Origin of the sequence: Cellulomonas sp. SG140 (assembly GCF_025770785.1) — a bacterium.
Lineage (GTDB): Bacteria > Actinomycetota > Actinomycetes > Actinomycetales > Cellulomonadaceae > Cellulomonas.
This window is the reverse complement of the sequence record NZ_JANZLA010000004.1, coordinates 142,524-168,732: the sequence shown is the minus strand read 5'-3', so window position 1 is coordinate 168,732 and position 26,209 is coordinate 142,524. Positions and strand designations below refer to the sequence as shown.

Here is a 26,209-nt window from a genome sequence, read left to right as displayed (position 1 = left end):
GTCAGGCGGCCGCCGTACGTCAGGCAGCCGCCGCCGACTCCGCGCCGCCGCGCACCGGCACGTCGGCACGGTTCCGCGGCATCGCCAGCGCGGCGATCGTCGTCACCACGGCCACCGCCGCGACGCCGACGAACCCGGCCGTCACCGCCCCGCGGAACCGGACGGGGTCGGCACCGGCGTCCGCACCGTGCATCAGCCCGTTGACCAGGGCGCCCAGCACCGCCACACCCACCGCGCTGCCCATCGACCGGGCGAACATGTTGGCGCCCGTCACCACCGCGCGCTCGCCCCAGCCGACGCTCGACTGCGCAGCGATCAGGCTCGGCGCGGCGACGAGCCCCAGCCCCAGGCCGACGACGAAGCACGTCAGCCCCACCACCACCACCGACGGTCGCCCGGCGGTCAGCGCGAGGGCCGCCGTGCCACCGACCACCACCACGGACCCGAGCAGAACGGTCGCGCGGAAGCCGAACCGCAGGTACAGCCGCCCGGCCTGCGACGCGGAGATCGGCCAGCCGATGGTCAGCATCGCCAGCGTCAGCCCGCTGGTCAGCGGCGACACGTGCAGCAACGCCTCGAGGTAGCTGGGGATGTACGACGTCAGCCCGATCAGCACCACGCCCACACCCACGGCGATCAGCGCCGTGGTGCCCAGCAGCCGTCGGGACATCACCCACAGCGGCAGCACCGGCTCGGCGGCCCGCCGCTCCACGAGCAGGAACCCGACGAGCGCGAGCACGCCGACGCCGAACGCGGCGATGCTCTGCGGCGCGTCCCACGCCCAGGCGTTGCCGCCCTCGAGCAGGCCCAGGATCAGCAGGGTCGAGGCGACGGTCAGCAGCGCGCCCCCGGTCCAGTCGATGGTGTGCCGGCGCCGCTCGATGCGCTCGTGCAGGTGCCGGACCAGCAGCCAGCCGGCCGCCAGGCACAGCGGCACGTTGACGAAGAAGATCCACCGCCACGTCACGTACTGGCTGAACACGCCGCCCAGGGTCGGGCCGACCACGGACGACAACGCCCACACCGACGCGATGTACCCCTGCGCCTTCGCGCGCTCCTCGACGGTGTAGATGTCGCCCGCGATGGTGATGGCCATCGGCTGCACCGCACCGGCACCGAGCCCCTGGATCGCGCGGAAAGCGATCAGCGTCGGCATCGACCACGCGAACCCGCTCAGCACCGACCCGAGCAGGAACAGCCCCACGCCGATCAGCACGATCGGCTTGCGGCCCACCGTGTCCGCGAGCTTGGAGTAGATCGGCACCGCGACGGCCTGCGTCAGCAGGTACACCGAGAACAGCCAGGGGAACGAGGCGAAGCCGCCGAGGTCCTTGACGATGGTCGGCACGGCCGTGGCCAGGATCGTCGCGTCGATGGCCACCAGACCGGTGGTCACCATGATCGCGATCAGGATCGGGCCGCGTTCCGAACGGAAGCCGACACCGCCGCCGCGTGCGACGGTCGCGTCCGACGGGCCTGAGGGACGGCCGGTCGGGCTGCCCCCCGGTGCACCGGCCGCTCCGGGCGTGCTCACCGGGCCGGGCTGGGGCTTGGTGCTGGTCAGGATCGCCTCCGCAGGTGTTCCGCAGGTCTGCCGCCGCCCGGGGCGCGCAGCTCGGGCCAACCCTCGACAACCGCGCTCCGGTGACAACCATTCCCGCACCGAGGCACGCGCCGGGGCCTGCACCTTCCTCTGGTGCACGTCCCGTGTGCCCCTGCTGCCGAGTGCGATCGGGACAGGATGGTCGAGTACAACGGTTGCGTGAGCTCATCCGGCCGCATCCTCGGACCCCGTCTGGTGCCCGTGCGCGTGCCCGAGCGCGGCGACGCGGGCCCGGTTCTCGTGCTCGAGCCGCGCCCCACCGTGGGTGCCGCAGGGGCACGTCCGCGGACACAGGTCCCCCGGGTGTCCGGCCGCGCCGGGCGAGCATGGTCGGCATGAGCGCGGAGATCGATGCGGCGACCTCGGACGAGGGTCGGGACGGGTCCCGTGGTCGGGTGTTCGGGCCGTTCGCCGGTGAGCCGGGGGCTGGTCCGTGGGTGCTGCGGCTGGCGGCGGCGACGGCGCTGACGGGTCTGGGTGCCGGGGTGACGGGGGCGTTGTTCTGGGCGTTGCTGCACGGGGTGCAGCACGTGGCGCTGGGGCCGACCGCGCACGGGCTGACCGACTCGGTGGCCGGTGTCCCGTTGGTCCGCCGGTTGCTGGCGCCGCTGGTCGCGGGGCTGGTGACGGGTGTTGTGTGGTGGTTGCTGCGCCGCCGGGACCACGTGGTACCGGTCACCACCGTGCTGCACGAGCCGCACCGCAGGCTGGTGTTCGCCCCGACCTGGCTGGACGCGATCTTGCAGACGGTCGTCGTGGGTGCGGGTGCGTCGATCGGCCGGGAGGGTGCCCCCCGGCAGGGGGCGGCCGCGGTGGCCACCAAGGTGTCGGACTGGTTCGCCCTGGACGACCGGGAGCGGCGGGTGCTGGTCGCCGCGGCGGCCGGCGCCGGGCTGGCCGCCGTGTACAACGTGCCGGTCACCGGGGCGGTCTACGTGCTGGAGGTGCTGCTGCTGTCCAAGCACTGGCGCATCGCCCTGATCGCCGCGGCCACCAGCGTGATCGCCACCGTCACCGCGTGGCCCGTGGTCGGCCGGCACCCGGTCTACCCGTTCCCCACCACCGCGGTCACCACCGCGACCTGGGTCGCCGCGTTGGTCGCCGTCCCGCTGACTGCCGCCGTGGGGCTGCTGTTCGCCCGGTCCACGTCGGTGTCCCGGCACCTGACCGTGCACCGCTCGGCGCTGCTGCCGCTGACCCTCGCGGCGGCCGGCGCCGTCACCGGGCTGGTGTCCTGGTGGCTGCCGGAGGTACCCGGCAACGGCAAGGCGATCCTGGACACGGCGTTCGCCGCCACCCTGGGACTGGCCGCCGCCGCGGCGTTGATCCTGGTCAAGCCCGCGGTCACCGCCGGGTGGCTGTGGGCCGGCGCCGCCGGCGGGCTGCTCACCCCAGCCCTGGCCACCGGCGGGGCGCTCGGCACCGCCGTCGCGCTGGCCGCCGCGGCCACCGGCCACCCGGTGCCCGTCCCGCAGGTCGCGCTGATCATGGCCGTCGGCGTGCTCGCCGTCACCCAACGAGCCCCGTTCTTCGCCGCCGCGTTCGGCATCGAGCTGACCCACCCACCGGCCCTGCTCGCCGCCGTCGTCCTGGCCACCGCCCTCGGCGCCCGCACCCTCGCCCAGCTCGTCTGCCGCGCCCGCAACCGCGGGCACGAGGCCGACCTCCTCGCGCACTGAGCCCCGGTCCGGTACCGGTCCCGCCGCGCCGGCGATGCAGCCGACCGGCTGGATGCCGACGTCAGACGCCGGCCACCCACAGCCCGTCGCGCGCCCGGGTCATCGCCACGTACAGCTCCCGCATCCGCAGCCGGTGGTGCTCCTGCTCGGCCCCGTTCCCGTCGACCGGCTCGGTGAACCAGCTCGTCGCGACGTCCGGCATCGCCACCTGCCGGAACTCCAGCCCGGCGGCCCGCCGCACCGTACCCACGCGCACGGCATCGGGCACCGCACGGTCGTCGTCGTCCAGCAGCACCACCGGGATGCCGGCCCCGTTGAGCGCCCCGACGGCGACGTCCATGCCCTTCATCGTCAGGCAGAGCACGCCGACGTCCCCGTACCCGGTGCCGACCTGCTGCACCACGTCCTTCACGCGGGCCACCAGCCGCCGCGCCCGGTCGTCGTCGCTGCCGCAGCGCACGTAGAGCGGCTTCGGACCGTGCCGGGGCACGGACGCGGGACGGTCCGCGGGCCCGACGGACCCGTCGAGACCGACCACGGGCTCGCCGGACACCAGCTCGGTGGCGAAAGTGAGGATCTCCGTCGTGGTGCGGTGCGCCGTGGTCAGCCGCACCGTGCGGCCGGACAGGTCGATCCCCGCCTCTGCCGGGGTGAACCCGCCGGGATACAGCCCCTGCTGCGCGTCGCCGAGCAGCATCAGGCCGTCCGGCCGGTCGCCCACCATCGCGTGCAGCATGTCGAGCGCCGCGCAGCTGAGGTGCTGGGCGTCGTCCACCACCACGCCGCTGTACCGGTGCGCGTACGACGTCTGCGGCACGTGCACGCCGGCGAGCGCCACCAGGTCGGCCCAGTCGCCGACGTCCCGCGCGACGAGCTCCTCCTGGTAGGCGACGTACACGTCCCACACGGCCCGCCGCTCGTCCGGCCCCAGCGGCCGCAGCCGGCCGAGCCGCGGCAGCAGCGCGTACTGCTCGAACCGGGTGAGCCCACGGCCCTTGATCACGGCGGTGACCTCGTCGTGCCAGTAGCCCTGGTCCTCCGGGGACACGGGCAGCGTGTCGAGCACCGTGCCGGCACCGGCACGGGACCACGCCGCCGCCCAGGCTGAGGCGACGGGCCGGACGCCGGTGGCGAAGGGCACCGCCGCCTCGTCGAGCACCTGCCGCGCGACACCGTTGACGTGCACCACGTCGATCCGGTCGACGACGTCCGGGGCCAGCCGGCCCAGCATCTCCGCCAGCACCGGCGGCTGGGTGCGCGTGAACGTCGCCACCAGCACCCGCCCCGGCCGGTTCCGCGCCAGGTATGCGGCGCGGTGCAGGCCGACCGTCGTCTTGCCGGTGCCGACGGCGCCGTGCACCAGCGCCGGACCGTCGAAAGACCGCCGCACCAGGCGTGACTGCACCGGCTCGAGGAACGCCATCCACTGCTCGATCGGCGGCGCCAGCAGCCCCTCGAGCAGCGCCGCCTGCACCTCCTCGTCCGTCAGCCCGGTGCCCTGGACCGGCACCGCCGGCTCCGCGTCCTCCGGCTCGGCCGGGAACGAGGCCAGCGCCCGCGCCAGCACCGCGTCGACCTCGCCCGGGGTCAGCCGCGGCCCACGCCCGACGACCACCCGCAGCAGCTCCCGCTCGCTGACCACCAGCACCGGGCCGATCTGCCGCTGCACCCCCTGCCAGCCGCCGAGCGCCAGCACGGGACGGACCTCCGCCGGCGCCAGGCCCGTCTCCACCAGCTCGGCCTCGATGCGGTCGGACAGGTCGGCGAGCGCCAGCGCCTCCCCCGTGACGTCCTCGCTGCCGCGCAGCATGACGTCCTCACCGACCAGCACGTCCGTGCCGTCGAGCCAGCCGACGACGAACACGCCGGACGGTCCGATCACCACCACGTCGACCTGCGCGCGCCGCGTCCGGGGCCACTGCCGGCGGGTCAGCAGCCGGTACTCGCGGGACGCCAGCGGCTCGAGCATCTGCTCGACGTGCCCACGGCCGACCGTGTCGGTCGGCGCAGGGGCAGCCCGACGCCGGGCACGGCCCCCCGCGGACTGCCCTGCTGGCATGGATCGACCTCCTGTGCACCTATCGGCGCGCACCGCCCCCGGATTGAGGACTCGATCGGGTGGTCCCGACCACAGCCCGGCGCGCCGCCCTCAAGCCTGGCCCCGCGCCCGCCGATCTCGCACCCGGGGGCAGACGATGAACGACGCAGGTTTCGGTGCCGAGCAGCAGGTGAGCCGGAAGGCGCGGCGTGCCGCGCGGTACCGGGAGGAAGCGGCGCGGGGCGCCGCGGTGGACGAGGCGGCGCTCGAGCGGCTGCGGCGTGACCAGCGGAACTGGGCTGCCGGCGCCGAGGGTGAACGCCTGGTCGCCCAGACGCTGACGGTGCTCGAGAGGCACGGTTGGACGGCCTTGCACGACGTGCACTGGCCGGGCCGACCGCGCGCCAACATCGACCACATCGCCATCGGTCCGGGCGGCGTGGTGGTGATCGACGCGAAGCACTGGTCCGGCACGGTGGAGCTGCGGGAGGGCGTGCTGCGGCAGAACGGCTACGCCCGCACGGGCGAGGTGGCAGGCGTCGCGGACGCCGCAGCCGCCGTCACGGCGCTCCTCGCACCGCAGCACCGGTCGGCCGTACGAGCGGCCCTGTGCCTCGTCGCCCAGGACCAGCCGGCCGCGCTGGCGGCCGGTTCCGCCGCCGTCGTCGGCCGCTGGCAGCTCCCCGAGCTGCTGCTCACCCTGCCGCCACGACTGACCCCGTACGACGTGGCCGACGTCGGGCGCCAGCTGACCGCGGCCCTCACCGGACCGGTGAGCCCGAGGCTGAGCAGCACAGCCGACCTTGCCCGCACCGGACGACGTGCTGCGCGAGGTGCGGCGAGCCGGCGGCGGCCACCGCGGGAGGTGCAGCGCGACGTCCGACCAGGCCCGGGCGACCGGGGCAGCGTGCCGGCCCGGGGTGGTCGAGGCGGGCGCACGGCACGGGCACGGGGCTCCTCGACGGGCGCCCTCCTGCTGCGCCTGGCGGTGGTCGCGGTGATCGGGTTCCTGGCGATCCGGGTGCTGCCCGCGCTCGTGAGCTCGGCGGTGCTGATCGGTCACTGACGTCCGGGGTGCGGCAGACGCACAGCGTCACAGAGGCACGATCAGAACGGGTGCAGCAGGCGGTGCACGAACTGCCGGGTGCGCTCGTGCTGCGGGTCTCGCAGCACCTGGTCCGGCGGGCCGATCTCCGCGATGCGGCCGGCGTCGACGAACGCCACCCGGTGCGCCACCTCGCGGGCGAACTGCAGCTCGTGCGTGACGATCACCATGGTCCAGCCCTCGCGCGCCAGCTCGAGGATCAGGGACAGCACCTCACCGACCAGCTCGGGGTCGAGGGCCGACGTCGGCTCGTCGAACAGCAGCAGCTGCGGCCGCAGCGCCAGCGCGCGGGCGATGCCGACCCGCTGCTGCTGACCACCGGACAGCTGCACGGGGTACACGTCCCGCTTGTCGGCCAGCCCCACCCGGTCGAGCAGCGCCTCGGCGTCCCGCACGGCCTCCGTGCGCGGCCGGCGCTGCACCACCACCGGTCCCTCGATCACGTTCTGCAGCACGGTCTTGTGCGGGAACAGGTGGTGGTGCTGGAACACCATCGCCGACCGGTCGCGCAGCGCGTGCACCTCCCGGCGGCTGGGACGGGCGCCGAAGTCGACGCGGGCGCCGCCCGCGATCTCGATCACCCCGGAGTCGGCCGTCTCCAGGCCGTTGAGGCAGCGCAGCAGCGTCGTCTTGCCGGAGCCCGACGAGCCGATGACGGCGAGCACCTCGCCGCGGTGCACCGTCAGGTCGACGCCATCGAGCACGCGCACGGCGCCGAACGCCTTGTGCAGGTCGGTGACGGTGACCAGTGCCGGGCCCACCTCGGCGCTGCGCGGAGCCACCGGACCGTGAGCGATCGGACCGTGAGCGACCGGACCGCCCGGGACCGCGGGATCAACGGGCGACATGACGCTCCAACCGGGTCTCCAGGCGGGCCTGCCCCGCGGACAGCACCAGGCAGATCAGCCAGTAGATCGCCGCCGCCTCGAGGTACAGCAGCATGAACTCCTGGCTGAACGCGGCGATCTTCTGCGCCTCCCGGAACAGCTCCGTGACCAGGATCAACGACGCCAGCGACGTGTCCTTCACCAGGCTGATGAACGTGTTCGACAGCGGCGGCACGGACACCCGCGCCGCCTGCGGCAGGATGATCCGCCCCAGCGCCCGTCGGTGGGACATGCCGATCACGTACGCCGCCTCCCACTGCCCCTGCGGCACCGAGAGGATCGCCGCCCGGACGATCTCGGCCGCGTACCCGCCGACGTTCAGCGAGAACGCGAGGATCGCGCTGGGCCACGGGTTGATCACCAGCCCGATCGACGGCAGTCCGTAGAAGATGACGAACAGCTGCACCAGCAGCGGGGTGCCGCGCACCACCGAGACGTAGGCGCGGCCGACGCCCCGGGCCACCGCGTTGCGGGACAGCCGCAGCAGCGCGACGCCGACGGCGATCACCATGCCGCCGGCGAACGACAGCAGGGCCAACGGGATGGTCCCCCGGACGGCACCGAGCGCGATGGTCGGTGCCGACCGGACTACCAGTCCCCAGTCGACCGTGGACAGGGCTCCGCCCGGCAGCACGGTGGGCAGCACCCCGCTGGTCAGCACGGGCATCGGCTACTTGGTCACGTCGGCGCCGAAGTACTTCTGCGAGATCGACGTCAGCGTGCCGTCGTCGGCCAGCTGCTTCAGGGCCGTGTCGATCGCCTGGGTCAGAGCGGTGGCGCCCTTCTTCAGCGCGACGGCGCTCTGGCTCTTGTCCGTGGTCTCCGCGGCGATCTTCAGGCCGGACTGGCCGTTCGTCTTCACGTAGTCGAGGTAGGTGAGCTTGTCGTTGATCGTCGCGTCCACGCGCCCCTGCTGCACCAGGGCGACCGACTGCGCCCACCCCTCGACGGACTGCACGTTGGCGCCGCTGGACTGCGCGAGCTTGTACCAGTTGCTGGTCAGCGACTGGGCGGTGGTCTTGCCCTTGAGCGAGTCGAACGAGGTGATGGACGTGTTGTCCTGCTTCACGACGATGACGCCGGTGGAGACGGTGTACGGCGTGGAGAACTCGTACTTCGCCTGCCGCTCGGGGGTGATGGACACCTGGTTGGTGATCGCGTCGAACCGTCCGGCGTCGAGCCCGGCGAAGATCGCGTCCCACTGGGTCTCCTGGAACGCCGCCTTCACGCCGAGCTTGCTGGCGATGGCCCGCGCGACCTCGACGTCGAACCCGGTCAGGTCGCCGCCACCGTCGGCGTGGTAGCTGAACGGCTTGTAGGTGCCCTCGGTGCCGAACGTGATGACGCCGGCCTTCTGCACCTTGGCCAGCGACTGGTCGGCGCCGGCGGCCGCCGCGCCGGAGCCGGTGGAGCCGGTGGCGGAGGCCGATCCCGACCCGCCCGTGGACGAGCAGGCGCCCAGGCCCACCACGAGGGCGGCGGCGATCAGGGCGGTGCGCAGATGACGGGCGTGCATGGTGCCTCTTCTCGGTGGAGCGGGCCGTGGTGGCCCTGCGGAGCTGTGTCACAGACGGACCGACTCCTGGGAGTCGATCCTGCGGGGCGGTTCCCGGTGCCGCACGCGGTGGTGCCGGCAGCCGGATGCTGCAGGCGGGGAACCTCAGGGACGAGATCGTCCGGGGCGTCGCGCGACGGCGGCGCGGGGGTCGCTCAGCGGCGACAGCAGTGGCGACGACACGCACGCGCCACGGCCGTGGCCGTGGTGGTGGTCAGCTCGTCGCGCATGCCGCCATGGCAACACACCGTGACCACCCCTCGGAACGCCGTCTCCTGTGGTGAGACGGAGTCGTCCGCGTCCGCGCGTAGGGTCGGCCCGTGATCCGCTCGTTCGTCGAGGACTTCGCCTTCGACCGCGCCGTCGTCCAGCTGAACCACGCGTCGTTCGGCGCACCGACCCGTGCAGCCCTGACCTGGCACGACGCGGTGCGCCGGGCCGCCGAGGCCGACACCCAGACGTCGCTCGGCACCGGCCTGCAGGACGACCTGCGGCGGGTCGGCGCCGTCCTGGCCGGGCTGATCGGCGCGGACCCGGCCGACGTGGCCGTCGTCGCAGGGTCGACAGAGGCGTCCGGGGCGCTGTCGACGTCGCTGCCCCTCGCCGCCGGCGACGTCGTGGTGCTGACCGACGGTGAGTACGAGTCGGTGATCCGTGCCTGGCAGGTGCGGGCCGAGGCGGTCGGCGCGACGGTGCTGCGGCTCCCCCTGCCGGTGCCGGCAGCCTCCGCGGCGGTGACCGACCTGTTCACAGCCCTGCCGCCGCGGACCCGGTACGTCGTGCTGAGCTCGATCACGTCGTCCACCGCCCTGCGGATGCCGGTCGCGGCGGTGGCCCGCCTGGCGGCGGCGGCCGGCGCGATGCTCGTCGTCGACGCCGCGCACTCGGTCGGCCACGAGCCGCTGGACGTGCGGTCGCTCGGAGCCGCCGCCGTGTACGGGTCGCTGCACAAGTGGCTGCCGGTGCCGCGGCCGCTCGGCTTCCTGTGGGTGGACCGGGCCCTGGTCGACGTGGTGCGGCCGGCGGCCGTCGCGCTGCACCTGGACGAGCCGCTGCTGCAGCGGTTCGGCTGGCGCGGGACGTGGGACCCGGCGCCGGTCCGCGGGCTGGAGCGGGCGCTGGACGAGTGGCGGACGTGGGACCGGACCGGCCGGCTCGATGCCGCGGCGGCACTGGCCGACCGGGCCGACCAGGTGCTCACCGACCTCGGCTGGGTGCCGACCGGCGAGCCCTCGATGCGGCCGGCCCGGCTGCGCGGCTTCGTCGTCCCGGCACCGCTCCCCGTGCTGCGGGACGCGCTCGCGGCCGCCGGCGTGCGGCTGTGGACCGGCACGGTGCCGGACGGCCGCACGGCCGCCCGTCTGGCGACGCACGTCTACACCGACGAGCAGGACCTGCACCGCCTGGCTGCCGCGGTCCGCACCCTCCCACCCGCCTGACCGACCGGCGGCGGGATCGGCCGACCCTGGGAATCATGGGACGTCCGATGCGGTTCGCTGTGCACGTGAGCCTCCTCTTCGAGCCGCTGACCCTGCGCGGCACCACCGTCCGCAACCGCGCCTGGCTGTCGCCGATGTGCCAGTACTCCGCCGTCGACGGCGTGCCCAACGACTGGCACCTGGTGCACCTCGGCGCCCGTGCCGCAGGCGGCTTCGGGCTGGTGCTGACCGAGGCGACGGCCGTCACCCCTGAGGGTCGGATCAGCCCCCAGGACACGGGCCTGTGGAACGAGCAGCAGACCACCGCCTGGGCGCGCATCACCGACGTGATCCACGCGCGCGGAGCAGTCGCCGGCGTGCAGCTGGCCCATGCGGGCCGCAAGGCGTCCACGTTCCGGCCCTTCCACGAGGGCCGCGGCAGCGTCCCGGTCCCGGACGGCGGCTGGGGCACCGTCGCCCCGTCGGGGGTGGAGTTCCCCGGCTACGAGGCGCCGCGCGGGCTGTCCGACGACGAGGTCGCGGCGATCCCCGCGGCGTTCGCGGCCGCCGCCCGACGTGCCCTGGATGCCGGCTTCGACGTCGCCGAGGTGCACGCCGCGCACGGCTACCTGCTGCACCAGTTCCTCTCGCCGCTGTCCAACCAGCGCACCGACCGGTGGGGCGGCTCGCTGGAGAACCGGGTCCGCCTGCTGCACCAGGTGGTGGACGCGGTCCGCGAGGTGTGGCCGGACGAGCAGCCCGTGGTGGTGCGGCTGTCCGCGACCGACTGGACCGACGGCGGCCTGACGGTGGACGACGTGGCCGAGGTGGCCGCCGGGCTCGCGGGCCGCGGTGTCGACCTGATCGACGTGTCCACCGGCGGCAACGTCCCGGCGCAGATCCCCGTGGGACCCGGCTACCAGGTGCCGGCCGCCCGCCGCATCCGCGAGGTGTCCGGCCTTCCGGTGTCCGCCGTCGGGCTGATCAGCGCCGCGGTGCAGGCCGAGCAGGTGCTGGTCGAGGGCTCGGCGGACGCGGTGATGATCGCCCGCGCGGCGCTGCGCGACCCGTCGTGGGCGCTGCACGCGGCCGCCGAGCTGGGCGTCGCCCTGCCGACGCTGGAGCACGTCGGTGCCGACGCCCGCGTCGCGCCGGGCCAGCCGACCGGCTGGCCGGTGCAGTACGAGCGGGCGGTGCGCTCCTGACGCGCTGACAGCACCCGCACACCACGGAGGCCGCCCGCTGAACGGGCGGCCTCCGCTGTCCTGCGGCGGTCGAGAGCCGCGTGCACGGGTCGGGACCCGCGTCTGTCCGGGTCCGAGAACCCGAGCTCGTGGTCGGGTCAGCAGACCCGAGCTGTGGTCCGGTCAGCGACCGGAGTCCCTGCCGGGGCTGTCCTCCGGCACGTCGTACCCGGTCTCCGGCAGCGGCAGGCCGTCCGGACCGGTGCCCGACCGCGGGCCGGGGCTGTCCTCCGGCACGTCGACCCGGTCCTCGGGCACCGGTACGCCGCCGACCGTCCCGGACTCAGGACCCGGGCTGTCGATCGGCACCTCCTCGAGCAGCTCGTCCTCCGGCACACCCAGCGGTCCCGTGCCGGACCGCGGTCCGGGGCTGTCCTCCGGCACCGAGCCGACCCACTCCTCGCCCTGACGGGCGGCCGTCCGACGACGCAGCAGCTCCTCCTCGGGCGTCACCGGCTCCTCGTTGATGCTCACCACACGCCTCCATCCGATCGGTCGTGCACTGGTTGCTCGTTGCGGTGCCGGGCACGGTCGGCGGCCCTCTCGGCCGGCGGTCGGCTCGTCATCGGTGCCGTGGTCATCGGTGCCCTGTCCCGCTTCATCGGTGCCCTGTGCCGCGACGTCGCGCGACGGGTCACGCGCGGGCCGAGGGGCCCGCGTCCGGCTCCGGGACGTCCGCGACGTCCGGGTCCACCTCGTCGGCGCGACGCAGGCGCTCGTCGACCGAGGCCCGGCTCTCGTCCAGCCCGTCCGACCGGGCCTGCGCCTCCTGCTGCAGCCGCGCAGCCTCCGCCGCACGCGTCTGCGCCTCGGCCTGCGCCAGCCGGGCGTGCGCGTCCACGCGGGCCGCCTCCGCCTCGCGTCGCTGCAGCTCGATCCGGTCCGCCTCGGCCTCCTCGCGGATCCGCTGCGCCTCGGCACGGCGCCGGTCCTCGGCGCCCGCGGACCGCGACCGCGCGATCCAGATGCCGAGCAGGATCAGCACCACGACGACAACGAGCACGATCCACAGGGTCTGGTTCATCGTCACGCGCCTCCCTCATCTCGCTGGTCCCCCGGCGTCTTCGATTGGACGCGCGGGTGCGCAGACCCGCAACCGGAGAAGACGTCTGCCCTGGTCAGCGAGGTGGGCGCACGGCTGGTCCGAGGCGGGTGGCCCTCGACCGTCTCGTGGCCCGCGCGGCCTACGCGGCTGACGTCGCGGCCGGCTGCCGGTGGTGCAGCGCGACGGCGAGCAGCGTCAGCGGGAGCGCCACCGAGGCCGCCAGGACGACGACGAGCGCGGTGGCCGAGAGCGCGTCGGCGCCGTGCAGGTGCCCGAGGTGGAAGACCAGGTGCGGGGCCGAGAACGCCAGGTACGCCAGCAGGGCGACCACGACCAGCCGTCGCTCGGTCCAGACCGCCGCGGCGGTCAGGACGACGGCCAGCCCGAGGGTGGCGCCACCGAAGTCGCGGAACGCGTGCTCGCTGAACGGCGGGGTGAGGTCCACGGTCGGCACGTCGGCGTAGAAGCTCGCGGGGAACAGCAGCGTCCACAGCCCCAGCACGGCTTCCACCGCGGCGAGCAGCGCCAGGCCGGTGCGCAGTGCTCTCGTCCTCATGGGTGGATCTCCCTTCCTCACCGACTCAGACCGGGTAGGCCCCCGCTTCGTGACAGCAGGCACCGGGGCGTGTCGGTGGTCCGGACGACGATGAGTCCGGCCGCCGCCGGCGGTCGGACAGGTGAGCGGGGGCGCAGGGAGCCTCCATGACGCGAGGAGATCGACATGTCGGTGACGCTCAACCCGTACCTCTCGTTCCGGGACAACGCCCGCGAGGCGATGGAGTTCTACCAGCAGGTGTTCGGCGGCGACCTGCGGGTCAGCACGTTCGACGACTACCACGCGAGCCCGGACCCGTCGGAGGGCGGCAAGGTGATGCACTCGATGCTCGGCACGCCGTCCGGGCTGACGCTGATGGCGGCGGACACGCCGAACTCGATGCCGCTGCCGGAGGCGTCGGCGTTCTCGATCTCGCTGAGCGGTGCGGCGTCCGACGACGAGGAGCTGCGGCGCTACTGGGCCGGCCTGTCCGAGGGCGGCACGGTCACCACGCCCCTGGAGAAGGCGCCGTGGGGTGACGCCTTCGGCATGTGCACGGACCGGTTCGGCGTCGTGTGGCTGGTGAACATCGCCGCCGAGGGGACGCCGTCGGCCTGACGGCGCGGCGGCTCGGGACGGTCACGGCGGGATCCGACGGCCCGCGGCGGCGGGCGTGCCCGTGTCCGCCACGGAAGCCCGGAACATTCCCGTCACACGGGCTGGCTATCGTGACGGACGGCCCCGGTCGACGCAGTCGGCCGACCGGGCCGTCCGCCGTGCCCGGCCCCGCAGGACCGGCCACGGGCAGCCCTCGACGAAGGACCCGTCATGAGCACCGGCGTTCTGGTGATGATCGACCGACCCGCACTCGGGCAGACCGGTGACGGTCCCGCCTTCCGGGCTGCCGCCGCCGGCTCCCCGCAGCTGCGCGTCACCAACCTGGGCGCGACGCGCGGCGACGGCATCTTCGAGACGGCCGCCATCCGCAACGGCCGGGTCCAGGCCTCCCAGGCGCACCTCGACCGGTTCGCGCGCTCGGCGGCGATGCTCGACCTGCCGGCGCCGGACCCCGACGTGTACCGCGCGGCGATCGAGCTGGGCATCAGCCTGCTCCCGGACGCCTCCGACGCTTCCGTGAAGTACGTGCTGACCAGGGGCGACGAGCACGACGCCGGTACCGGCCCGGTCGGCTGGGCCTTCCTGGACGCGAGCGAGGACTTCTCGGAGGCCCGCGAGCGTGGCATCGGCATCGTGCTGCTGTCGCGGGGCTACGCGCTCGACGTCGCCGAGACGGCCCCGTGGCTGCTGCAGGGCGCCAAGACGCTCTCCTACGCCGTGAACAAGTCGGCGCTGCGCGAGGCGGCCCGACGTGGTGCCGAGGACGTGCTGTTCACCACCACCGACGGGTACGTGCTCGAGGGCCCGACGTCCAGCGTGGTGCTGCGGCTCGGCGACGAGCTGGTGACCACCCCGCCGGACGCCGGGGTGCTGCCGGGCACCACCCAGCAGGGGATCTTCGAGTACGCGCAGAGCCTCGGCCTGCGGACGGCGTTCCGCGACCTCCGCGTCGAGGAGGTCGCCCAGGCGGACGCGATCTGGCTGACCTCGTCGGTCCGGCTCGCCGTGGCGGTGCGCGCGGTCGACGGTCAGGAGCGGCCGGCGGACCTCGAGCTGACCCGGCAGATCAACGAGTACCTGATCTCCCGCACCGACTGACGCGGGGAAGGATCCCCCGCACCGACTGACGCGGGGTGGGCCGGGCCGAGGCGTGCACGCCTGCGGCGTCCTCGGCCGGCTGCCGTCCTCCCTCTCGCTGCGACCTCTCAGCCTGCGGTGAACCGCTCGCTGCGCAGCGTCGTGCCGGCGAGCCACTCGTCGTCCACCTGCGCCCCGAGACCGGGTTCGGTCGGCACGGTGACGCGTCCGGCGCGGGCGACGACGGGCGGCACGACGACGTCCCGCGCGTAGTACTTGTCCGACCCGGAGACGTCCGACGGCAGCGTGAACCCCGGCAGCGCCGACAGCGCCACGTTGGCGTACCGGCCGACGCCGAACTCGTGCATCCCGCCGCACCACACCGGCCACCCGGCGGCCTGTGCGGCGTCGTGGGCAGCGACCGCCGCGGTCAGCCCGCCCATCCGGGACACCTTGATGTTGAGCACCCGCCCGGCCTGCAGGTGCACCGCGAGCGCCAGATCGGCCAAGGTCTCCACCGACTCGTCGAGGCAGACGGGCGTGCCGACGGACGCGGCGAACCGCGCGTGCGCCAGCAGGTCCCGCGGCGCGAACGGCTGCTCGATCATCGTCAGCCCGTACCCGTCCAGCGCCCGCAGCGCCGCGAGGTCGTCGTCGGACTCCGTGTAGACGCCGTTCGCGTCGACGTGCACGTCGAGGTCCGGCCACGCCGCCCGGACCGCCCGCACCGGCTCGACGTCCCAGCCGGGGGCGATCTTCAGCTTGACCCGCGGGTACCCGTGCCCGACGTGCACGGCGACCTGAGCCAGCAGCTCGTCGACGGTCGGCTCGATCCCCAGCGACACCCCGGCCACCACCTCGGTGCGCGTCCCGCCGAGCGCGGTGGCCAGCGGCACCCCCGCCGCACCGGACCACAGCGTCCACGCCGCCATGTCGACGCCGGCCTTGGCGAACTCGTTGCCGCGCACCCGCCGCCACAGCGCGGGCACCTGCGCCGGGTGGTCCCAGGTCGCCCCCAGCACCGCCGGGAGCAGGTAGCCGGCGGCGACGGTCCAGCAGGTGTCGACGTTCTCCGCGTTGTAGTACGGCGCCGCCGGCGAGGCGATCTCGCCCCAGCCGACCGCACCCGACTCGTCCTCGAGGCGCACCAGGACGTGGTCGAGGTGACCCTTGCGGTGCGAGCTCGTCTGGAACTCGTGCACCAGGTCCAGGCGGACCAGGTGCAGGCTGGCGGCGACGACGCGCACGGCGGCTCCTTCGGGTGGTTCGGGGTCCGCCACCGCTACAGGTACAGGTCGAGGTCGGCGGCCAGGGCGTCGCGGGCGGCGATCCGGCGCCGGGCGCCCTTGGCGGAGGCCGCAGCGAGGGTGGCGAGCAGGTGCGAGACCGCGACGACGGCGGTCGGTGAGTCGGCGAACGACGCGGAGTCGGTGTTGACCACCACCGTCTGCTGCGCGATGGCCGCGAGCGGCGCGTCCTCGTCGTCCGTGATGGCGACGAGCGTGCCGCCCGCGGCGACGAACGCCCTGGCCAGCGCGACGGTCTCGCGCCGGTACCGGCGGAAGGAGAACGCCACCAGCACGTCGGTCGGCGCCACCTCGGCGAGCACGTCGAGGGCGCGGACGGTCGCGTCGTCCACCAGGTGCACGTGCGACAGCCCGACGGACAGGTCTGCCGCGAGCAGGGTCGCGTACGCCAGCGACTTGGCGGTCCCGGCGACGTAGCGGCGGCGCGCAGCGACGACGAGGGCGGCGGCCTGCGGCAGCGAACCCTGCTCCACCACGGCCGCGAGCGCGACGGGCAGGTGCGCCGTCTCCTGGCCGACCACCCGCCGGATCAGCACCTCGGCCGACGGCCGGCCGGCGAGGCGCTGGGCGAACCGCTCGTCGGGGCTGTCGGGGCCATGCCCTGGACCAACGCCAACACCGGCATCGCCGGCCCGCGGCGCGCGCCCCTGCCGCGGCAGCGTCGTCGTGCTGGTCATCAGCCCTCCCTCTCGAACCGGTACACGCTGGTCGCCACGTCGAGCCGACGGCAGGACACGGCGGCGCGGCCCTCGTCGATCAGCGCCGGCAGCGCCTGGTGCAGGCGCGCCCGGACCGTGGCCGCCGCGGCGGGGTCAGCCGCGGCCAGCTCGCCGATGCGCGCCGGGAGCGGAAGGTACACCGACCCGTCCGCCCGCACCGGCACCCCCCAGTGCCGACCCTCGGCGGAGACGGCCGGCGGCGGCGGGTCGGTGTGGCCCACCCCGGCCGTCGTCGGCGTCGTGTCGGTGAGGTCCCACTCGACCACCAGCCGGTCGGACTCCGGCCCGTAGAAGTCGGGGTGGAACCACCGCGCCCGGGCGCCGAGCACGTCGAGGTTGAAGTGGGCGTTGCGGGCGATCGCCGGGTCGTACGCCCAGCGCATGTGCCGGGCGCCGTGCTCGAGGGCGATGCGGGCCTGCTCCCGCTTGAGGCGACGACCGAGCCCCCGGCCCTGCGCGGAGCCGTGCACCACCGCCGCCTGCGAGTAGTGGTAGGCGGTCCCGTCCCGGTCGACTCCGGGGAACCCGTAAGCGAACGCGACCACGTGACCGTCCGGGGTCAGGACGCCGACCACCGACCCGCCGTTCGCGGCCAGCGCCGACAGCAGCCGCGGGTTCACGCCGTGCGCCGGGTCGGTGTACCCGAACACCTCCCGGTAGAGCTGGGCGGCCTCCTGCAGCAGCACCGGGTCGGACATGCCGGTGACCAGCAGCCCGTCGTCATCCGGCACGCCGCCCGGCACGCCGCCCGGCACTCCCCGCTCTGCCGCCCCGTCTGCTGGCACCGCACCCACCGTCCCGACGTCGTCGACCGCACGGCGCCGCACGGTCGCACGGCCCCGGCCAACGGCGCTGGCGGCTGATCCGGCGGCCATCATACGTCGCGTTCATCGTGCTCCTCACGCTCGTTGCCTCGACAGCACGAGGGGCATACGTTTCCTATCCATGACCACCGACCTCGGCGCCGCCCTGCGCGACGCCACGCTGGCGTCCGCCGACGCCGACCTGGAGCGCCTCGTCGGGTACGCCCGGCACGAGACGCCCACCGGCGACCGCGACGCGATCGACACCTTCGCCGACTCGATCGCCGCCGACGCCGCCGCCCTCGGCGCAACCGCCCGGCGGCTGCCGCTGCCGCACGGCGACGCCCTGCTGGTGGAGCACCCGGGCAGCGGCGCCCGCGCCGACCTGCGTCCCGCCCTGCTGCTGGGGCACCTGGACACCGTGCACCCGGTCGGCTCGCTGACCGGGGCCGTCCCGCTGCACACCGATGGCGAGCTGCTGCACGGGCCCGGTGTCTACGACATGAAGGGCGGGCTCGTCGTCGTCCTCGCCGCCTGGGCAGCCCTGGCGGCCGTCGGCGCGCCGGCCCGAGCGGTGCGGCTGCTGCTCACGCCCGACGAGGAGATCGGCTCCCCCAGCTCGGGACACCTGGTCACCGCGCAGGCCGGCCAGGTGGCCTACGCGCTGGGCCTCGAGCCGCCGCACCGCGACGGCGCCCTGAAGACGTCCCGCCGCGGGTCCACGCGGTGGCGGCTGCAGGTGACCGGCCGTGCGGCGCACGCCGCCCTCGACCCGGAGTCCGGGGTGAACGCGATCGACGAGCTGGTGGACCAGCTGCTGGTGCTGCGTGCCGTGGCCGCCGAGCATCCCGACGTGCTGGTCAACGTCGGCACGGTGGGCGGGGGTGGGCGCACCAACGTCGTGCCGGACGCCGCCGAGGCGGAGGTGGGGCTGCGGTTCGTCGACGGCGCCACCGAGACCGTGGTGCTGGACCGGCTGGCGGCGCTCCGGCCGGTGCGGGACGGGGCCGTGGTCGCCCCGCGGGTCGTCTCCCGACGGCCGGCCTGGGGTCCCAGCACCGCCACGGAGCGGCTGCTCGAGGCGGTGGCCGAGGCGGGGCGGACGGTCGGTCAGGACGTCGTCGGCCGCCCGGCCGCCGGTGCCGCCGACACCAACCTCTCGGGCGCTGCCGGCATCCCGTCGCTGGACGGGTTCGGTCCGGTCGGCGGCGCGGCCCACGCGGCCCACGAGCACGTGCTGATCGCCTCCCTCGCGCAGCGCGCCGCCCTGCTGGCAGCCGTCCTCGCCACGGCCTGACCTCCGAGTGGGTCGAACGGCCCACGGCCGCTGGACGGCGGGATGGCAACACGCCCGGGTGCCGACGCCCCGTCGTGAAGACCTGGGCCCATCGTCCCGGGACCCCCGCGCCACCAGGTGCGAACCTGCCGAGCATGGCCGTCACCCGCGTGGTCCGCACCGTCCGGCACGATCCTGCGGACCGGCCCCTGCTGGTGATCTGGGAGGCCACCCGCGCCTGCGCGCTGTCCTGCGTGCACTGCCGCGCGGAGGCTCATCCCGCCCGTCACCCGCGCGAGCTGGACACCGACGAGGCCACTGAGCTGATGCGCCAGGTCGCCTCCTTCGGCAAGCCGTCGCCCATCTTCATCATCACCGGCGGCGACTGCTTCGAGCGGCCGGACCTGTTCGAGCTGGTGCGGCGCGGCCGCGAGCTGGGGCTGTCGATGGCGGTGTCGCCGTCCGGCACCGCCAAGCTGGACCGCACCGCACTGGTGGGGCTGCAGGAGGCGGGTGTCACCGCGATGTCCCTGTCGCTGGACGGCGCGACGGCGGCGGTGCACGACGGGTTCCGGCGGGTTCCCGGCACGTTCGACCGGACGGTGGCGGCCTGGGAGACGGCCCGCGAGCTGGGCCTGAAGGTGCAGGTCAACTCGACGATGTCGAGTCGCACCGTGCACGAGCTGCCGGACCTGGCGCGGCTGGTGCGCGAGCACGGCGCCATGACGTGGAGCGCCTTCATGCTGGTGCCGATGGGCCGCGGCGTCGACCTCGGGGTGCTCAGCCCGCAGCAGGCCGAGGACGTCATGAACTACCTGTACGACCTGGGGCCGTACGTGCCGGTCAAGACGACGGAGGGGCACCACTTCCGCCGCGTCAACCTGCAGCGCCACGTGCTGGAGCAGCGGGGTGCCGACCACGTGAGCGCGCTCGGCCTCGGCGACCTCTACCGCGAGCTGACCGAGCGCACGGCGGCGTTCGGCTGGGGCGACGGTGACCGCAACCGCCGCCCGCCGGTGAACGTGAACGCCGGGTACGGGTTCGTGTTCGTCTCGCACACCGGCACGGTGCACCCGTCGGGATTCCTCCCCGTCTCCGCAGGCGACGTGCGTGAGCAGCCGCTGCCGGAGATCTACCGGACGTCCCCCCTGTTCACGGGCCTGCGGGACGAGCACCGCCTGACCGGCAGGTGCGGCGACTGCGAGTTCGGGCGGGTGTGCGGAGGCTCTCGGTCGCGGGCCTACGCCACCTCCGGCGACCCCTACGCCGAGGACCCGCTGTGCGGCTACCAGCCGGGCAGCTTCCCGTTCGCCGACGACGTCGCCGCGCTGCTGGCATCGTGACCGCCGACCCCACCACAGCGACCTCGAGGACCGGCATCCTGAGCACCGTGCGGCAGACGCCCGTCTACTACTACTCGTCGGCCTCCGGCCTGGTCCGCTCGTTCGCCGAGCGCCTCTGCCGGCCGGTGTTCAACCTCGCCGAGCGGGAGCACCGGCGGTCGCAGGTCGACGGCCCGTGGGTGCTGCTGACCCCGAGCTACAAGACGGGCAACGAGTCCAACGACACGATCCCCGAAGGGGTGCGGCGCTTCCTCGACGACGAGCACAACCGTCGCCTGATGGTCGGCGTGATGGGCTCCGGCAACCGCAACTTCGGCCGGTACTACCAGATGGCCGCCCGGCAGATCGCCGAGCAGTCCGGCCGGCCGATGCTGTTCGAGTTCGAGCTGGCCGGCACGCCGTGGGACGTCGAGGAGTGCCGGCACATCCTGGAGGACCTCGACGCGGCGCTCGCCGCCCGCGCGGAGGAGGGCGTCAGCGGCCCGTGACCGTCCACCGGCCGCCGGCGAGGTCGATCAGCCGGGGCAGGATCGTGTCGCCGTGCACGCGCAGCCCGTCGTGCAGGTACTCGTTGGTGACCCACACCTGCGTGTTGCCCATCCCGGCCGCCGTGCCGAGGGCCAGGTCGAGGTCCACGTAGGGGTCGTCGAAGTACTGCACCGCGGCGACCGGCACCTCGTTGGCGGCCAGCACCTCCGGGTCGTACAGGCGCGGCCAGTGCGTCCGGGAGGCGAGCTCCTCGGCCACCGCCTTGAACGGCCGGAGCGCCGGGATCTCGTCGTACACGAACGGCAGGATCGCCTCGCCGGTCAGCTGCAGGGGGCGCTCGTCGGGCGCGTACTCCGGGTGCTGCGCCTGCTCGGCGGCGGCCGCCCAGCCGCCCGCCCGACGGCCCTGGTGGTAGATCACCTCCTGCAGCACCGCGTACAGCGGGTTGCTGTCGAAGGACGTCCGGTGCGCCACCTCCGCGGCGAACGCCGCCGAGACCCGCCCGTCGGCGTCCAGCGCCGTGTCCAGCAGCCAGTGCAGGTCGTCGACGCCGGTGCTCATGCCCAGCGGCATGCCGAGCATCTGCAGCCGCTGCACGCTGAGCGTCGAGCCGTTGGGCAGCCGGACACCGCCGGCTGCGACCTCGTCGGCCACCCGGTCCAGCACCTGCACGTCGCCCGGGAAGGTGCGCGCCAGCTCCGAGCACCGCGCGAGCTGCCGCGGGTAGGTGCGGGCGTACACCTCCTCCGCGGTGGCGTCCACGCCCGGCAGTCCGCCGGTGACGTAGCAGGCGTCGAGCGCGTGGGCGTGCCGGGACAGGTAGGCCAGCGTGAGGAACCCGCCGTACGACTGGCCGAGCGTCGACCACCGGCGGCCGCCGAACACCGTGCGCCGCAGGTGCTCCGCGTCGAGCACGATCGAGTCCTGGCGGAAGCAGCTGAGGTAGTCGGCGGCGGTCGCGGCGTCGTCGAAGCGGCTGATCACCCGCCCGTCCACGCGCGACGAGCGGCCGGTGCCGCGCTGGTCGAGCAGCACCACGCGGTGGGTGCGGAGGGCCGTCAGCCACCAGCCCGACGCCGGCATCGGCCGCGGGCCGGCCCCTCCCGGGCCGCCCTGCAGGAACAGCAGCAGCGGCAGGTCCTCACCGGCGCGCACCGGGTCGACGATCTCCCGGGCGAACACCTCGATCGCGCCGAACCGGTGCGGGTCGTCCCAGTCGACCGGCACCTCGATGCGGTGCTCGCGCACCCGGAAGCCGGTCATGTCGTAGATGTGCGGTGCCGGAGGCTGCGGGCTCACCCGGTCAGGCTATCGGCGGGGGGTCGCGGCGGACCCCCCGGAGGTGCAGCGTTGACCCATGGCAGACGAGGACATCCACCGCATGATCGACACTCCTGCCGCCCGCCAGGCCGCCCTCTACGAGAGGACCGATGGCCGTGAGGGCAACACGATGAAGGGCCTGCCCATCGTCGTCGTCACCAACACCGGCGCCCGCACGGGAGCCGTCCACAAGACCCCCGTCATGAAGGTCGAGCACAACGGCCGTTACGCGGTGGTCGCCTCGAAGGGCGGTGCGCCGCACCACCCCCGCTGGTACCACAACCTGGTGAAGCACCCGGAGGTGCAGCTGCAGGACGGCGCCCACCGCGCTACCTACCTGGCGCACGAGGCGTCCGGTGCCGAGCGGGAGGAGTGGTGGGCGCGGGCGGTGCAGGCCTTCCCGGACTACGCCGAGTACCAGAAGCGGACGGACCGGCAGATCCCGGTGTTCGTCCTGGTCCCGACGTCGGACGACTGACTCTCCCGGGCGGTCGGGCGCCGGCCGGCCGGTGCCGGACTCAGCCCAGGAGCGCCTTCCACGCGCCCACGCCGATCACGCCGGCCACGATCGGCGCCACCACCGGCACCCAGGCGTAGCCCCAGTCGGAGCTGCCCTTGTGCTTCAGCGGCAGCAGCTGGTGCACGATGCGCGGGCCGAGGTCACGCGCCGGGTTCAGCGCCGGGCCCGTCGGGCCGCCCAGCCCGGCGACCAGCGCCCAGACGAGGAACCCGAGCGCCATGTGGGACACGCCCGGCTCGTTCGTCGCGAACGGCGACTTGACGATCGCCAGGGCGCAGAAGAACAGCACGAACGAGCCGAGCAGCTCGTTGGCGAACCCGTTGGACCGGCTGCGCACCGCGTTGATCGTGGAGAACGTCCCCAGGATGTCGTCCGGGTCGGTGGTGCGGTCGTAGTACGGCTTGTGCGTGGCGACGATGGCCAGCTGCCCGGCCATCGCGCCGAGCAGCTGCGCGCCGATGTAGGCCGGCACCTGCGACCACGGGAACAGCCCCCACACCGCCAGGCCGAGCGTGAACGCCGGGTTGATGTGGTTGCCGCTCACCTTGCCGAACATCAGGGCCGGGACCATCACCCCGAACCCGTAGCCCATGGCGATCAGGCTCCAGCCGGCGCGGTACCCCTTCGATCCCGTGAGGTGCACGTTCGCCACCGAGCCGTTGCCCAGGATGATCAGGATCGCCGTGCCGAGGAACTCGGCGACCAGCCGGGTCCACAGCGAGTAGTCGCCCATGGCGACAGCGTGGCAGAACGCGGATCGGCGGTGCGGGCGAAGTGCGTGCGGGCGACGTGCGGGGCGAGGGCCGGGCGCCGTCAGCGCCGCGCCGGGACGCCCTGCTCGGCGGAGCGGGCCGCCTCCTCCACCCGGGCCGCGCGGGTGTCCGGACGTCGTGCCGTCACGATCCAGGTGAGCACCACCTTGCGCGCCCCCGGACCGAACCCGTCCCAGTGCTCGCGTGCGCCCGGGCGCGCGGCGAGCGCGGCCTCCAGATCGGGCGGCACGACGAGCGCCTCGACGTCGTCGAGCAGCGCCCAGGACCCGTCGGCCTGCGCCGCCTCGATCACCGCCGCACCGGCTGGCGTCATGCGGCCGGCCGCCTGCACGCGGGCCACCCGCTCCTTGGAGAGGCGCGACCAGCCGCTGCGCGGCTTGCGGTGGGTGATCCACAGCATCGAGGTGTCTGCGTCGATCGGTGCGTACTGGCCGTCGATCCAGCCGAACGCGAGCAGCTCCTCGATCAGCTCGTCGTAGCTCGGGGCGTCGCGGTCGGGGCCGGGCCGCGGCCGCACCAGCCAGACGCCGGACGACGAGGCGTGGTTCTCGACGAGCCAGGCGCGCAGCTGCGCCGCGGAGCTGACGGTGACGCGCGGCGCGTCCTTCATACCGGCCATGCGCGCATCCTCGCGCCGACCACCGACAGCCGAGAAGAGCCGGCGCGACAACAGCCCTGGTCAGTGGCCCGAGGACCCCGCTGCGGCGACCCTGCGGGCCCTCGGACGGACGCGCGGACGAGAGTCACCGGATGATCCGTCGGCCGGCGCCGTGCCCGGTGCCGCGACGGGTGGTCGTCTGGACCGCGGTGCTGGCGGTGTGCGGCGGGTTCGGCGCCGGCGCGCCCGTGTGGAGCGATGCCCGGTCCGCCGCGCGGTACCCGGTCACCGCCGAGGACCTCGCCGCGGCACGGGCGGCGCTCGCCACGCTGCCGGTGCGGCCCGCGTCGTCGTCGTCCGGGTACACGCGCGAGCAGTTCGGCCAGGCGTGGGCCGACGTGGACCGCAACGGCTGCGACACCCGCAACGACGTGCTGCGTCGGGACCTCACCGACGTGACGCTCAAGCCGGGGACGTCCGACTGCGTGGTCCTGTCGGGGACGCTGGCGGACCCGTACACCGGCTCGGTGGTCCGGTTCGAGCGCGGCGCGGGGTCGACGGCCGTGCAGATCGACCACCTCGTGGCGCTCTCCGACGCCTGGCGCACCGGCGCGCAGTCGTGGCCGGCGAGCCGCCGGGAACAGCTCGCCAACGACCCGGCCAACCTGCTCGCGGTCGACGGGCGCACCAACCAGGACAAGGGCGACGGCGACGCCGCCACCTGGCTCCCGCCCGAGCACGGCTACCGGTGCGTGTACGTGATGCTGCAGGTGCTGGTGAAGGCGGCGTACGGCCTGTCGGTCACCCCCGCCGAGCGCGACGCGATCGACCACCAGCTCGACCGGTGCGTCGTGGCGCGCCGGCCGTGACGCCTTGGTGAGCTCACTGTCCGGCGGGTCTCAGGGGGTCGCCGTCGCCCCGGCCGGTGCGGCCACGTCGTCGCCGCTCAGCGTCACGTGCACCCCCGCCGGGACCACCTCCGCGGACGTGAGCGCCAGACCCTGCGGCAGCCCGTTCACCGGCACCTGCAACCCGGTGAGCCCCTGGCGCAGGGCCACCGGCAGGGCCGTCGTCGGGACCGCCCGGCCGCCGAGCGTCACCTTGGTGGCGTCGACCAGCAGCCGCCCCGCGTCCACCCGCGGCGTCAGGTCCACGGCGAGATCCAGCCCCAGCACCTTGCCGGTCGCCTTCATCGCCGCACCGTCGACGCTCAGCGTCACGTCCAGGCCGGTGCGCTGCGCCACCACCTGCTGCACGGTGGATGTCGGCAGCACACCGTCGGCGCTGACGTGCCGTGCGCGATGCGGTGAGGCCACCGCGACGTCCTGGGCGCTGACGTGCACGTCCGAGGCGGTGAGGCCCTGCAGCTGGGCACCGGCGAGCGCCACGTCGACCGTCCGCACCCGACCCTGGACCAGCTGCAGCAGGAACGGCGTCTGCTCGTGGATGGTCACCTGCGGGCTGCCGGACACCGTCACCGCCTGCGACACCGACGTGGCGATCCGCTGCTCGGCCACCCCCTTGGCCACCCGGTCGCCCACCACCAGCACGACGGCGAGCACGACGAGCACCAGCACCGTCCCGAGCAGCCTGCGCACACGTCCGCCTCTCGTCGCCGTGGCCGCCGGGCGGCCGGTCCGGTGCCACGGTAGGGCGCCCCGGCCCGCGGTGCCCGCCGGAGGCGGCCTCGGCACGTCGGACTTCAACCGGTCATCCGTCCATGTCGACTGTGGCGCTGCTCACAGCGGGCTCTTACGCTTGAGGTGGTGGCCGGGGGGTGCGCCGTAGGCGTCGTCCCCGAGCCGCACCGGCCGAGCGGGACTGGGGTGACCACGATGGTGTGGGCGATGGTGCTGACGTTGGCGGTGGCCCCCGCGGTGCTCTTCAGCCTGCTGGCGATGGCCATCCCGTCCGGGCGTCCCGTTCCCGCGTGGCGGCTGCGCCTGGCCGACCGGTTGGAGCGCGTGGCGCTGCGGCTGCGGCACCGGCACGCGATGCCGCCGGACCCGTTCCTCGCGCTGCGCGTGCAGGAGCGGCTGGGCGCGGTGGCCAACCACGTGCGGACGCTCGAGGAGGACCCGACGGTCTACGCGCGTGCGGAGCGGATCATCGCGTCGCAGCTCGCGTACGACGAGCTCCTCGCGGAGGCGTGCTCGCTGGCGGGGGTCGAGGTGCAGCGGCACGCCAAGGGGGATCCGGCGGAGCGGTTCCGCGAGGAGGTCGAGCTCGCGTCCCGCGGCTGGACCTGGTGAGCACG

Annotated in this window: 27 protein-coding genes; 12 read left to right on the top strand and 15 right to left on the bottom strand. The window is 74.4% G+C overall.

Annotated elements, in window-relative coordinates; genetic code table 11:
• Positions 1-19: 19 nt before the first annotated feature.
• Complete coding sequence (locus N0B34_RS09495; protein ID WP_263731304.1) at positions 20-1,399, bottom strand: MFS transporter; 1,380 nt, start codon at positions 1,397-1,399, stop codon at positions 20-22.
• 539 nt (positions 1,400-1,938) lie between these two features.
• Here N0B34_RS09495 and N0B34_RS09490 point away from each other — a divergent pair.
• The gene (locus N0B34_RS09490) at positions 1,939-3,282 is read left to right on the top strand and encodes a chloride channel protein (protein ID WP_263731130.1); all 1,344 of its coding nucleotides are present in this window, start codon (positions 1,939-1,941) and stop codon (positions 3,280-3,282) included.
• 61 nt (positions 3,283-3,343) lie between these two features.
• On the opposite strand, the gene N0B34_RS09485 is transcribed toward N0B34_RS09490, so the two are convergent.
• Complete coding sequence (locus tag N0B34_RS09485; protein WP_263731129.1) at positions 3,344-5,341, bottom strand: nuclease-related domain-containing DEAD/DEAH box helicase; 1,998 nt, start codon at positions 5,339-5,341, stop codon at positions 3,344-3,346.
• 136 nt (positions 5,342-5,477) lie between these two features.
• Between N0B34_RS09485 and N0B34_RS09480 the strand changes: the two genes are divergently transcribed.
• Positions 5,478-6,386, top strand: coding sequence for a nuclease-related domain-containing protein (locus tag N0B34_RS09480; RefSeq protein ID WP_263731128.1), 909 nt, complete (start codon positions 5,478-5,480; stop codon positions 6,384-6,386).
• Positions 6,387-6,427: 41 nt separating this feature from the next.
• On the opposite strand, the gene N0B34_RS09475 is transcribed toward N0B34_RS09480, so the two are convergent.
• From N0B34_RS09475 to N0B34_RS09465, 3 genes are read right to left on the bottom strand one after another with little or no spacing between them, the layout of a single operon-like run.
• Positions 6,428-7,273, bottom strand: a complete 846-nt coding sequence (locus tag N0B34_RS09475) for an amino acid ABC transporter ATP-binding protein (RefSeq protein ID WP_412175721.1) — start codon at positions 7,271-7,273, stop codon at positions 6,428-6,430.
• Entirely contained in the window at positions 7,260-7,979 is a 720-nt protein-coding gene (locus N0B34_RS09470; protein WP_263731126.1) for an amino acid ABC transporter permease, read from the bottom strand. The genes N0B34_RS09475 and N0B34_RS09470 overlap by 14 nt, the downstream gene beginning before the upstream one ends.
• A gap of 3 nt (positions 7,980-7,982) precedes the next feature.
• Positions 7,983-8,828 carry an amino acid ABC transporter substrate-binding protein gene (locus N0B34_RS09465; protein ID WP_263731125.1) on the bottom strand — a complete coding sequence of 282 codons (846 nt, stop codon included), beginning with the start codon at positions 8,826-8,828 and terminating at the stop codon, positions 7,983-7,985.
• A 359-nt stretch (positions 8,829-9,187) separates the two neighbouring features.
• Between N0B34_RS09465 and N0B34_RS09460 the strand changes: the two genes are divergently transcribed.
• Both N0B34_RS09460 and N0B34_RS09455 read left to right on the top strand, forming a co-directional pair.
• Complete coding sequence (locus N0B34_RS09460; RefSeq protein WP_263731124.1) at positions 9,188-10,306, top strand: aminotransferase class V-fold PLP-dependent enzyme; 1,119 nt, start codon at positions 9,188-9,190, stop codon at positions 10,304-10,306.
• A gap of 65 nt (positions 10,307-10,371) precedes the next feature.
• Positions 10,372-11,490 (top strand): NADH:flavin oxidoreductase/NADH oxidase, encoded by a 1,119-nt coding sequence (locus tag N0B34_RS09455; RefSeq protein ID WP_263731123.1) that lies wholly within the window; start codon positions 10,372-10,374, stop codon positions 11,488-11,490.
• A 162-nt stretch (positions 11,491-11,652) separates the two neighbouring features.
• Here the strand turns inward: N0B34_RS09455 and N0B34_RS09450 are convergent, their stop codons facing one another.
• The 3 genes from N0B34_RS09450 to N0B34_RS09440 all read right to left on the bottom strand — a co-directional run bounded on the left by N0B34_RS09450 (position 11,653) and on the right by N0B34_RS09440 (position 13,130).
• Positions 11,653-12,003, bottom strand: a complete 351-nt coding sequence (locus N0B34_RS09450; protein WP_263731122.1) for a hypothetical protein — start codon at positions 12,001-12,003, stop codon at positions 11,653-11,655.
• A gap of 160 nt (positions 12,004-12,163) precedes the next feature.
• Entirely contained in the window at positions 12,164-12,553 is a 390-nt protein-coding gene (locus N0B34_RS09445) for a hypothetical protein (RefSeq protein ID WP_263731121.1), read from the bottom strand.
• 160 nt (positions 12,554-12,713) lie between these two features.
• Complete coding sequence (locus N0B34_RS09440; protein WP_263731120.1) at positions 12,714-13,130, bottom strand: DUF4345 family protein; 417 nt, start codon at positions 13,128-13,130, stop codon at positions 12,714-12,716.
• Positions 13,131-13,295: 165 nt separating this feature from the next.
• Here N0B34_RS09440 and N0B34_RS09435 point away from each other — a divergent pair, with 165 nt between their 5' ends.
• The gene (locus N0B34_RS09435) at positions 13,296-13,727 is read left to right on the top strand and encodes a VOC family protein (RefSeq protein ID WP_263731119.1); all 432 of its coding nucleotides are present in this window, start codon (positions 13,296-13,298) and stop codon (positions 13,725-13,727) included.
• A gap of 210 nt (positions 13,728-13,937) precedes the next feature.
• Positions 13,938-14,825 carry an aminotransferase class IV gene (locus N0B34_RS09425; protein ID WP_318529978.1) on the top strand — a complete coding sequence of 296 codons (888 nt, stop codon included), beginning with the start codon at positions 13,938-13,940 and terminating at the stop codon, positions 14,823-14,825.
• Between the two features lie 107 nt (positions 14,826-14,932).
• On the opposite strand, the gene menC is transcribed toward N0B34_RS09425, so the two are convergent.
• The 3 genes from menC to N0B34_RS09410 are packed head-to-tail and all read right to left on the bottom strand — an operon-like array spanning position 14,933 to position 17,615.
• Entirely contained in the window at positions 14,933-16,051 is a 1,119-nt protein-coding gene (gene menC / locus N0B34_RS09420) for an o-succinylbenzoate synthase (RefSeq protein ID WP_263731118.1), read from the bottom strand.
• A 35-nt stretch (positions 16,052-16,086) separates the two neighbouring features.
• On the bottom strand, positions 16,087-16,788 hold the full coding sequence (locus N0B34_RS09415; protein ID WP_263731117.1) for a MurR/RpiR family transcriptional regulator: 702 nt from the start codon (positions 16,786-16,788) through the stop codon (positions 16,087-16,089).
• Positions 16,788-17,615, bottom strand: coding sequence for a GNAT family N-acetyltransferase (locus N0B34_RS09410; RefSeq protein ID WP_263731116.1), 828 nt, complete (start codon positions 17,613-17,615; stop codon positions 16,788-16,790). The genes N0B34_RS09415 and N0B34_RS09410 overlap by 1 nt, the downstream gene beginning before the upstream one ends.
• A gap of 160 nt (positions 17,616-17,775) precedes the next feature.
• On the opposite strand from N0B34_RS09410, the gene N0B34_RS09405 reads away from it, so the two are divergent.
• From N0B34_RS09405 to nrdI, 3 genes are all read left to right on the top strand, one after another.
• Positions 17,776-18,930: a M20/M25/M40 family metallo-hydrolase gene (locus N0B34_RS09405; protein WP_263731115.1), complete on the top strand. Its 1,155-nt coding sequence runs from the start codon at positions 17,776-17,778 to the stop codon at positions 18,928-18,930.
• Positions 18,931-19,064: 134 nt separating this feature from the next.
• Positions 19,065-20,252, top strand: coding sequence for a TIGR04053 family radical SAM/SPASM domain-containing protein (locus N0B34_RS09400; protein ID WP_263731114.1), 1,188 nt, complete (start codon positions 19,065-19,067; stop codon positions 20,250-20,252).
• 47 nt (positions 20,253-20,299) lie between these two features.
• Positions 20,300-20,740, top strand: coding sequence for a class Ib ribonucleoside-diphosphate reductase assembly flavoprotein NrdI (gene nrdI / locus N0B34_RS09395; protein WP_263731113.1), 441 nt, complete (start codon positions 20,300-20,302; stop codon positions 20,738-20,740).
• Here the strand turns inward: nrdI and N0B34_RS09390 are convergent.
• On the bottom strand, positions 20,727-22,040 hold the full coding sequence (locus tag N0B34_RS09390; RefSeq protein WP_263731112.1) for an alpha/beta hydrolase: 1,314 nt from the start codon (positions 22,038-22,040) through the stop codon (positions 20,727-20,729). The two genes, nrdI and N0B34_RS09390, sit on opposite strands and share 14 nt — an antisense overlap.
• Positions 22,041-22,098: 58 nt before the next feature.
• On the opposite strand from N0B34_RS09390, the gene N0B34_RS09385 reads away from it, so the two are divergent.
• Positions 22,099-22,539, top strand: coding sequence for a nitroreductase family deazaflavin-dependent oxidoreductase (locus tag N0B34_RS09385; protein ID WP_263731111.1), 441 nt, complete (start codon positions 22,099-22,101; stop codon positions 22,537-22,539).
• Positions 22,540-22,579: 40 nt separating this feature from the next.
• Here the strand turns inward: N0B34_RS09385 and N0B34_RS09380 are convergent, their stop codons facing one another.
• Both N0B34_RS09380 and N0B34_RS09375 read right to left on the bottom strand, forming a co-directional pair.
• A complete protein-coding gene (locus tag N0B34_RS09380) occupies positions 22,580-23,314 on the bottom strand; it encodes an MIP/aquaporin family protein (protein ID WP_263731110.1) in 735 nt (244 codons plus the stop codon).
• An 80-nt stretch (positions 23,315-23,394) separates the two neighbouring features.
• Complete coding sequence (locus tag N0B34_RS09375; protein WP_263731109.1) at positions 23,395-23,973, bottom strand: YdeI/OmpD-associated family protein; 579 nt, start codon at positions 23,971-23,973, stop codon at positions 23,395-23,397.
• A gap of 131 nt (positions 23,974-24,104) precedes the next feature.
• On the opposite strand from N0B34_RS09375, the gene N0B34_RS09370 reads away from it, so the two are divergent.
• The gene (locus N0B34_RS09370; protein WP_263731108.1) at positions 24,105-24,821 is read left to right on the top strand and encodes an HNH endonuclease family protein; all 717 of its coding nucleotides are present in this window, start codon (positions 24,105-24,107) and stop codon (positions 24,819-24,821) included.
• 30 nt (positions 24,822-24,851) lie between these two features.
• Here the strand turns inward: N0B34_RS09370 and N0B34_RS09365 are convergent, their stop codons facing one another.
• Positions 24,852-25,550: a DUF2993 domain-containing protein gene (locus N0B34_RS09365; RefSeq protein ID WP_263731106.1), complete on the bottom strand. Its 699-nt coding sequence runs from the start codon at positions 25,548-25,550 to the stop codon at positions 24,852-24,854.
• Between the two features lie 237 nt (positions 25,551-25,787).
• Here N0B34_RS09365 and N0B34_RS09360 point away from each other — a divergent pair, with 237 nt between their 5' ends.
• The gene (locus N0B34_RS09360) at positions 25,788-26,204 is read left to right on the top strand and encodes a hypothetical protein (RefSeq protein ID WP_263731301.1); all 417 of its coding nucleotides are present in this window, start codon (positions 25,788-25,790) and stop codon (positions 26,202-26,204) included.
• Positions 26,205-26,209 lie beyond the last annotated feature (5 nt).

What these genes read in the sequence shown, in the direction of transcription:
- N0B34_RS09495 (WP_263731304.1), bottom strand. Translation starts at nt 1,399, where the DNA reads ATGGTGACCACCGGTCTGGTGGCCATCGACGCGACGATCCTGGCCACG.
- N0B34_RS09490 (WP_263731130.1), top strand. Translation starts at nt 1,939, where the DNA reads ATGAGCGCGGAGATCGATGCGGCGACCTCGGACGAGGGTCGGGACGGG.
- N0B34_RS09485 (WP_263731129.1), bottom strand. Translation starts at nt 5,341, where the DNA reads ATGCCAGCAGGGCAGTCCGCGGGGGGCCGTGCCCGGCGTCGGGCTGCC.
- N0B34_RS09480 (WP_263731128.1), top strand. Translation starts at nt 5,478, where the DNA reads ATGAACGACGCAGGTTTCGGTGCCGAGCAGCAGGTGAGCCGGAAGGCG.
- N0B34_RS09475 (WP_412175721.1), bottom strand. Translation starts at nt 7,273, where the DNA reads ATGTCGCCCGTTGATCCCGCGGTCCCGGGCGGTCCGGTCGCTCACGGT.
- N0B34_RS09470 (WP_263731126.1), bottom strand. Translation starts at nt 7,979, where the DNA reads ATGCCCGTGCTGACCAGCGGGGTGCTGCCCACCGTGCTGCCGGGCGGA.
- N0B34_RS09465 (WP_263731125.1), bottom strand. Translation starts at nt 8,828, where the DNA reads ATGCACGCCCGTCATCTGCGCACCGCCCTGATCGCCGCCGCCCTCGTG.
- N0B34_RS09445 (WP_263731121.1), bottom strand. Translation starts at nt 12,553, where the DNA reads ATGAACCAGACCCTGTGGATCGTGCTCGTTGTCGTCGTGGTGCTGATC.
- N0B34_RS09440 (WP_263731120.1), bottom strand. Translation starts at nt 13,130, where the DNA reads ATGAGGACGAGAGCACTGCGCACCGGCCTGGCGCTGCTCGCCGCGGTG.
- N0B34_RS09435 (WP_263731119.1), top strand. Translation starts at nt 13,296, where the DNA reads ATGTCGGTGACGCTCAACCCGTACCTCTCGTTCCGGGACAACGCCCGC.
- N0B34_RS09425 (WP_318529978.1), top strand. Translation starts at nt 13,938, where the DNA reads ATGAGCACCGGCGTTCTGGTGATGATCGACCGACCCGCACTCGGGCAG.
- N0B34_RS09415 (WP_263731117.1), bottom strand. Translation starts at nt 16,788, where the DNA reads ATGACCAGCACGACGACGCTGCCGCGGCAGGGGCGCGCGCCGCGGGCC.
- N0B34_RS09405 (WP_263731115.1), top strand. Translation starts at nt 17,776, where the DNA reads ATGACCACCGACCTCGGCGCCGCCCTGCGCGACGCCACGCTGGCGTCC.
- N0B34_RS09400 (WP_263731114.1), top strand. Translation starts at nt 19,065, where the DNA reads ATGGCCGTCACCCGCGTGGTCCGCACCGTCCGGCACGATCCTGCGGAC.
- N0B34_RS09385 (WP_263731111.1), top strand. Translation starts at nt 22,099, where the DNA reads ATGGCAGACGAGGACATCCACCGCATGATCGACACTCCTGCCGCCCGC.
- N0B34_RS09380 (WP_263731110.1), bottom strand. Translation starts at nt 23,314, where the DNA reads ATGGGCGACTACTCGCTGTGGACCCGGCTGGTCGCCGAGTTCCTCGGC.
- N0B34_RS09375 (WP_263731109.1), bottom strand. Translation starts at nt 23,973, where the DNA reads ATGGCCGGTATGAAGGACGCGCCGCGCGTCACCGTCAGCTCCGCGGCG.
- N0B34_RS09370 (WP_263731108.1), top strand. Translation starts at nt 24,105, where the DNA reads ATGATCCGTCGGCCGGCGCCGTGCCCGGTGCCGCGACGGGTGGTCGTC.
- N0B34_RS09360 (WP_263731301.1), top strand. Translation starts at nt 25,788, where the DNA reads ATGGTGTGGGCGATGGTGCTGACGTTGGCGGTGGCCCCCGCGGTGCTC.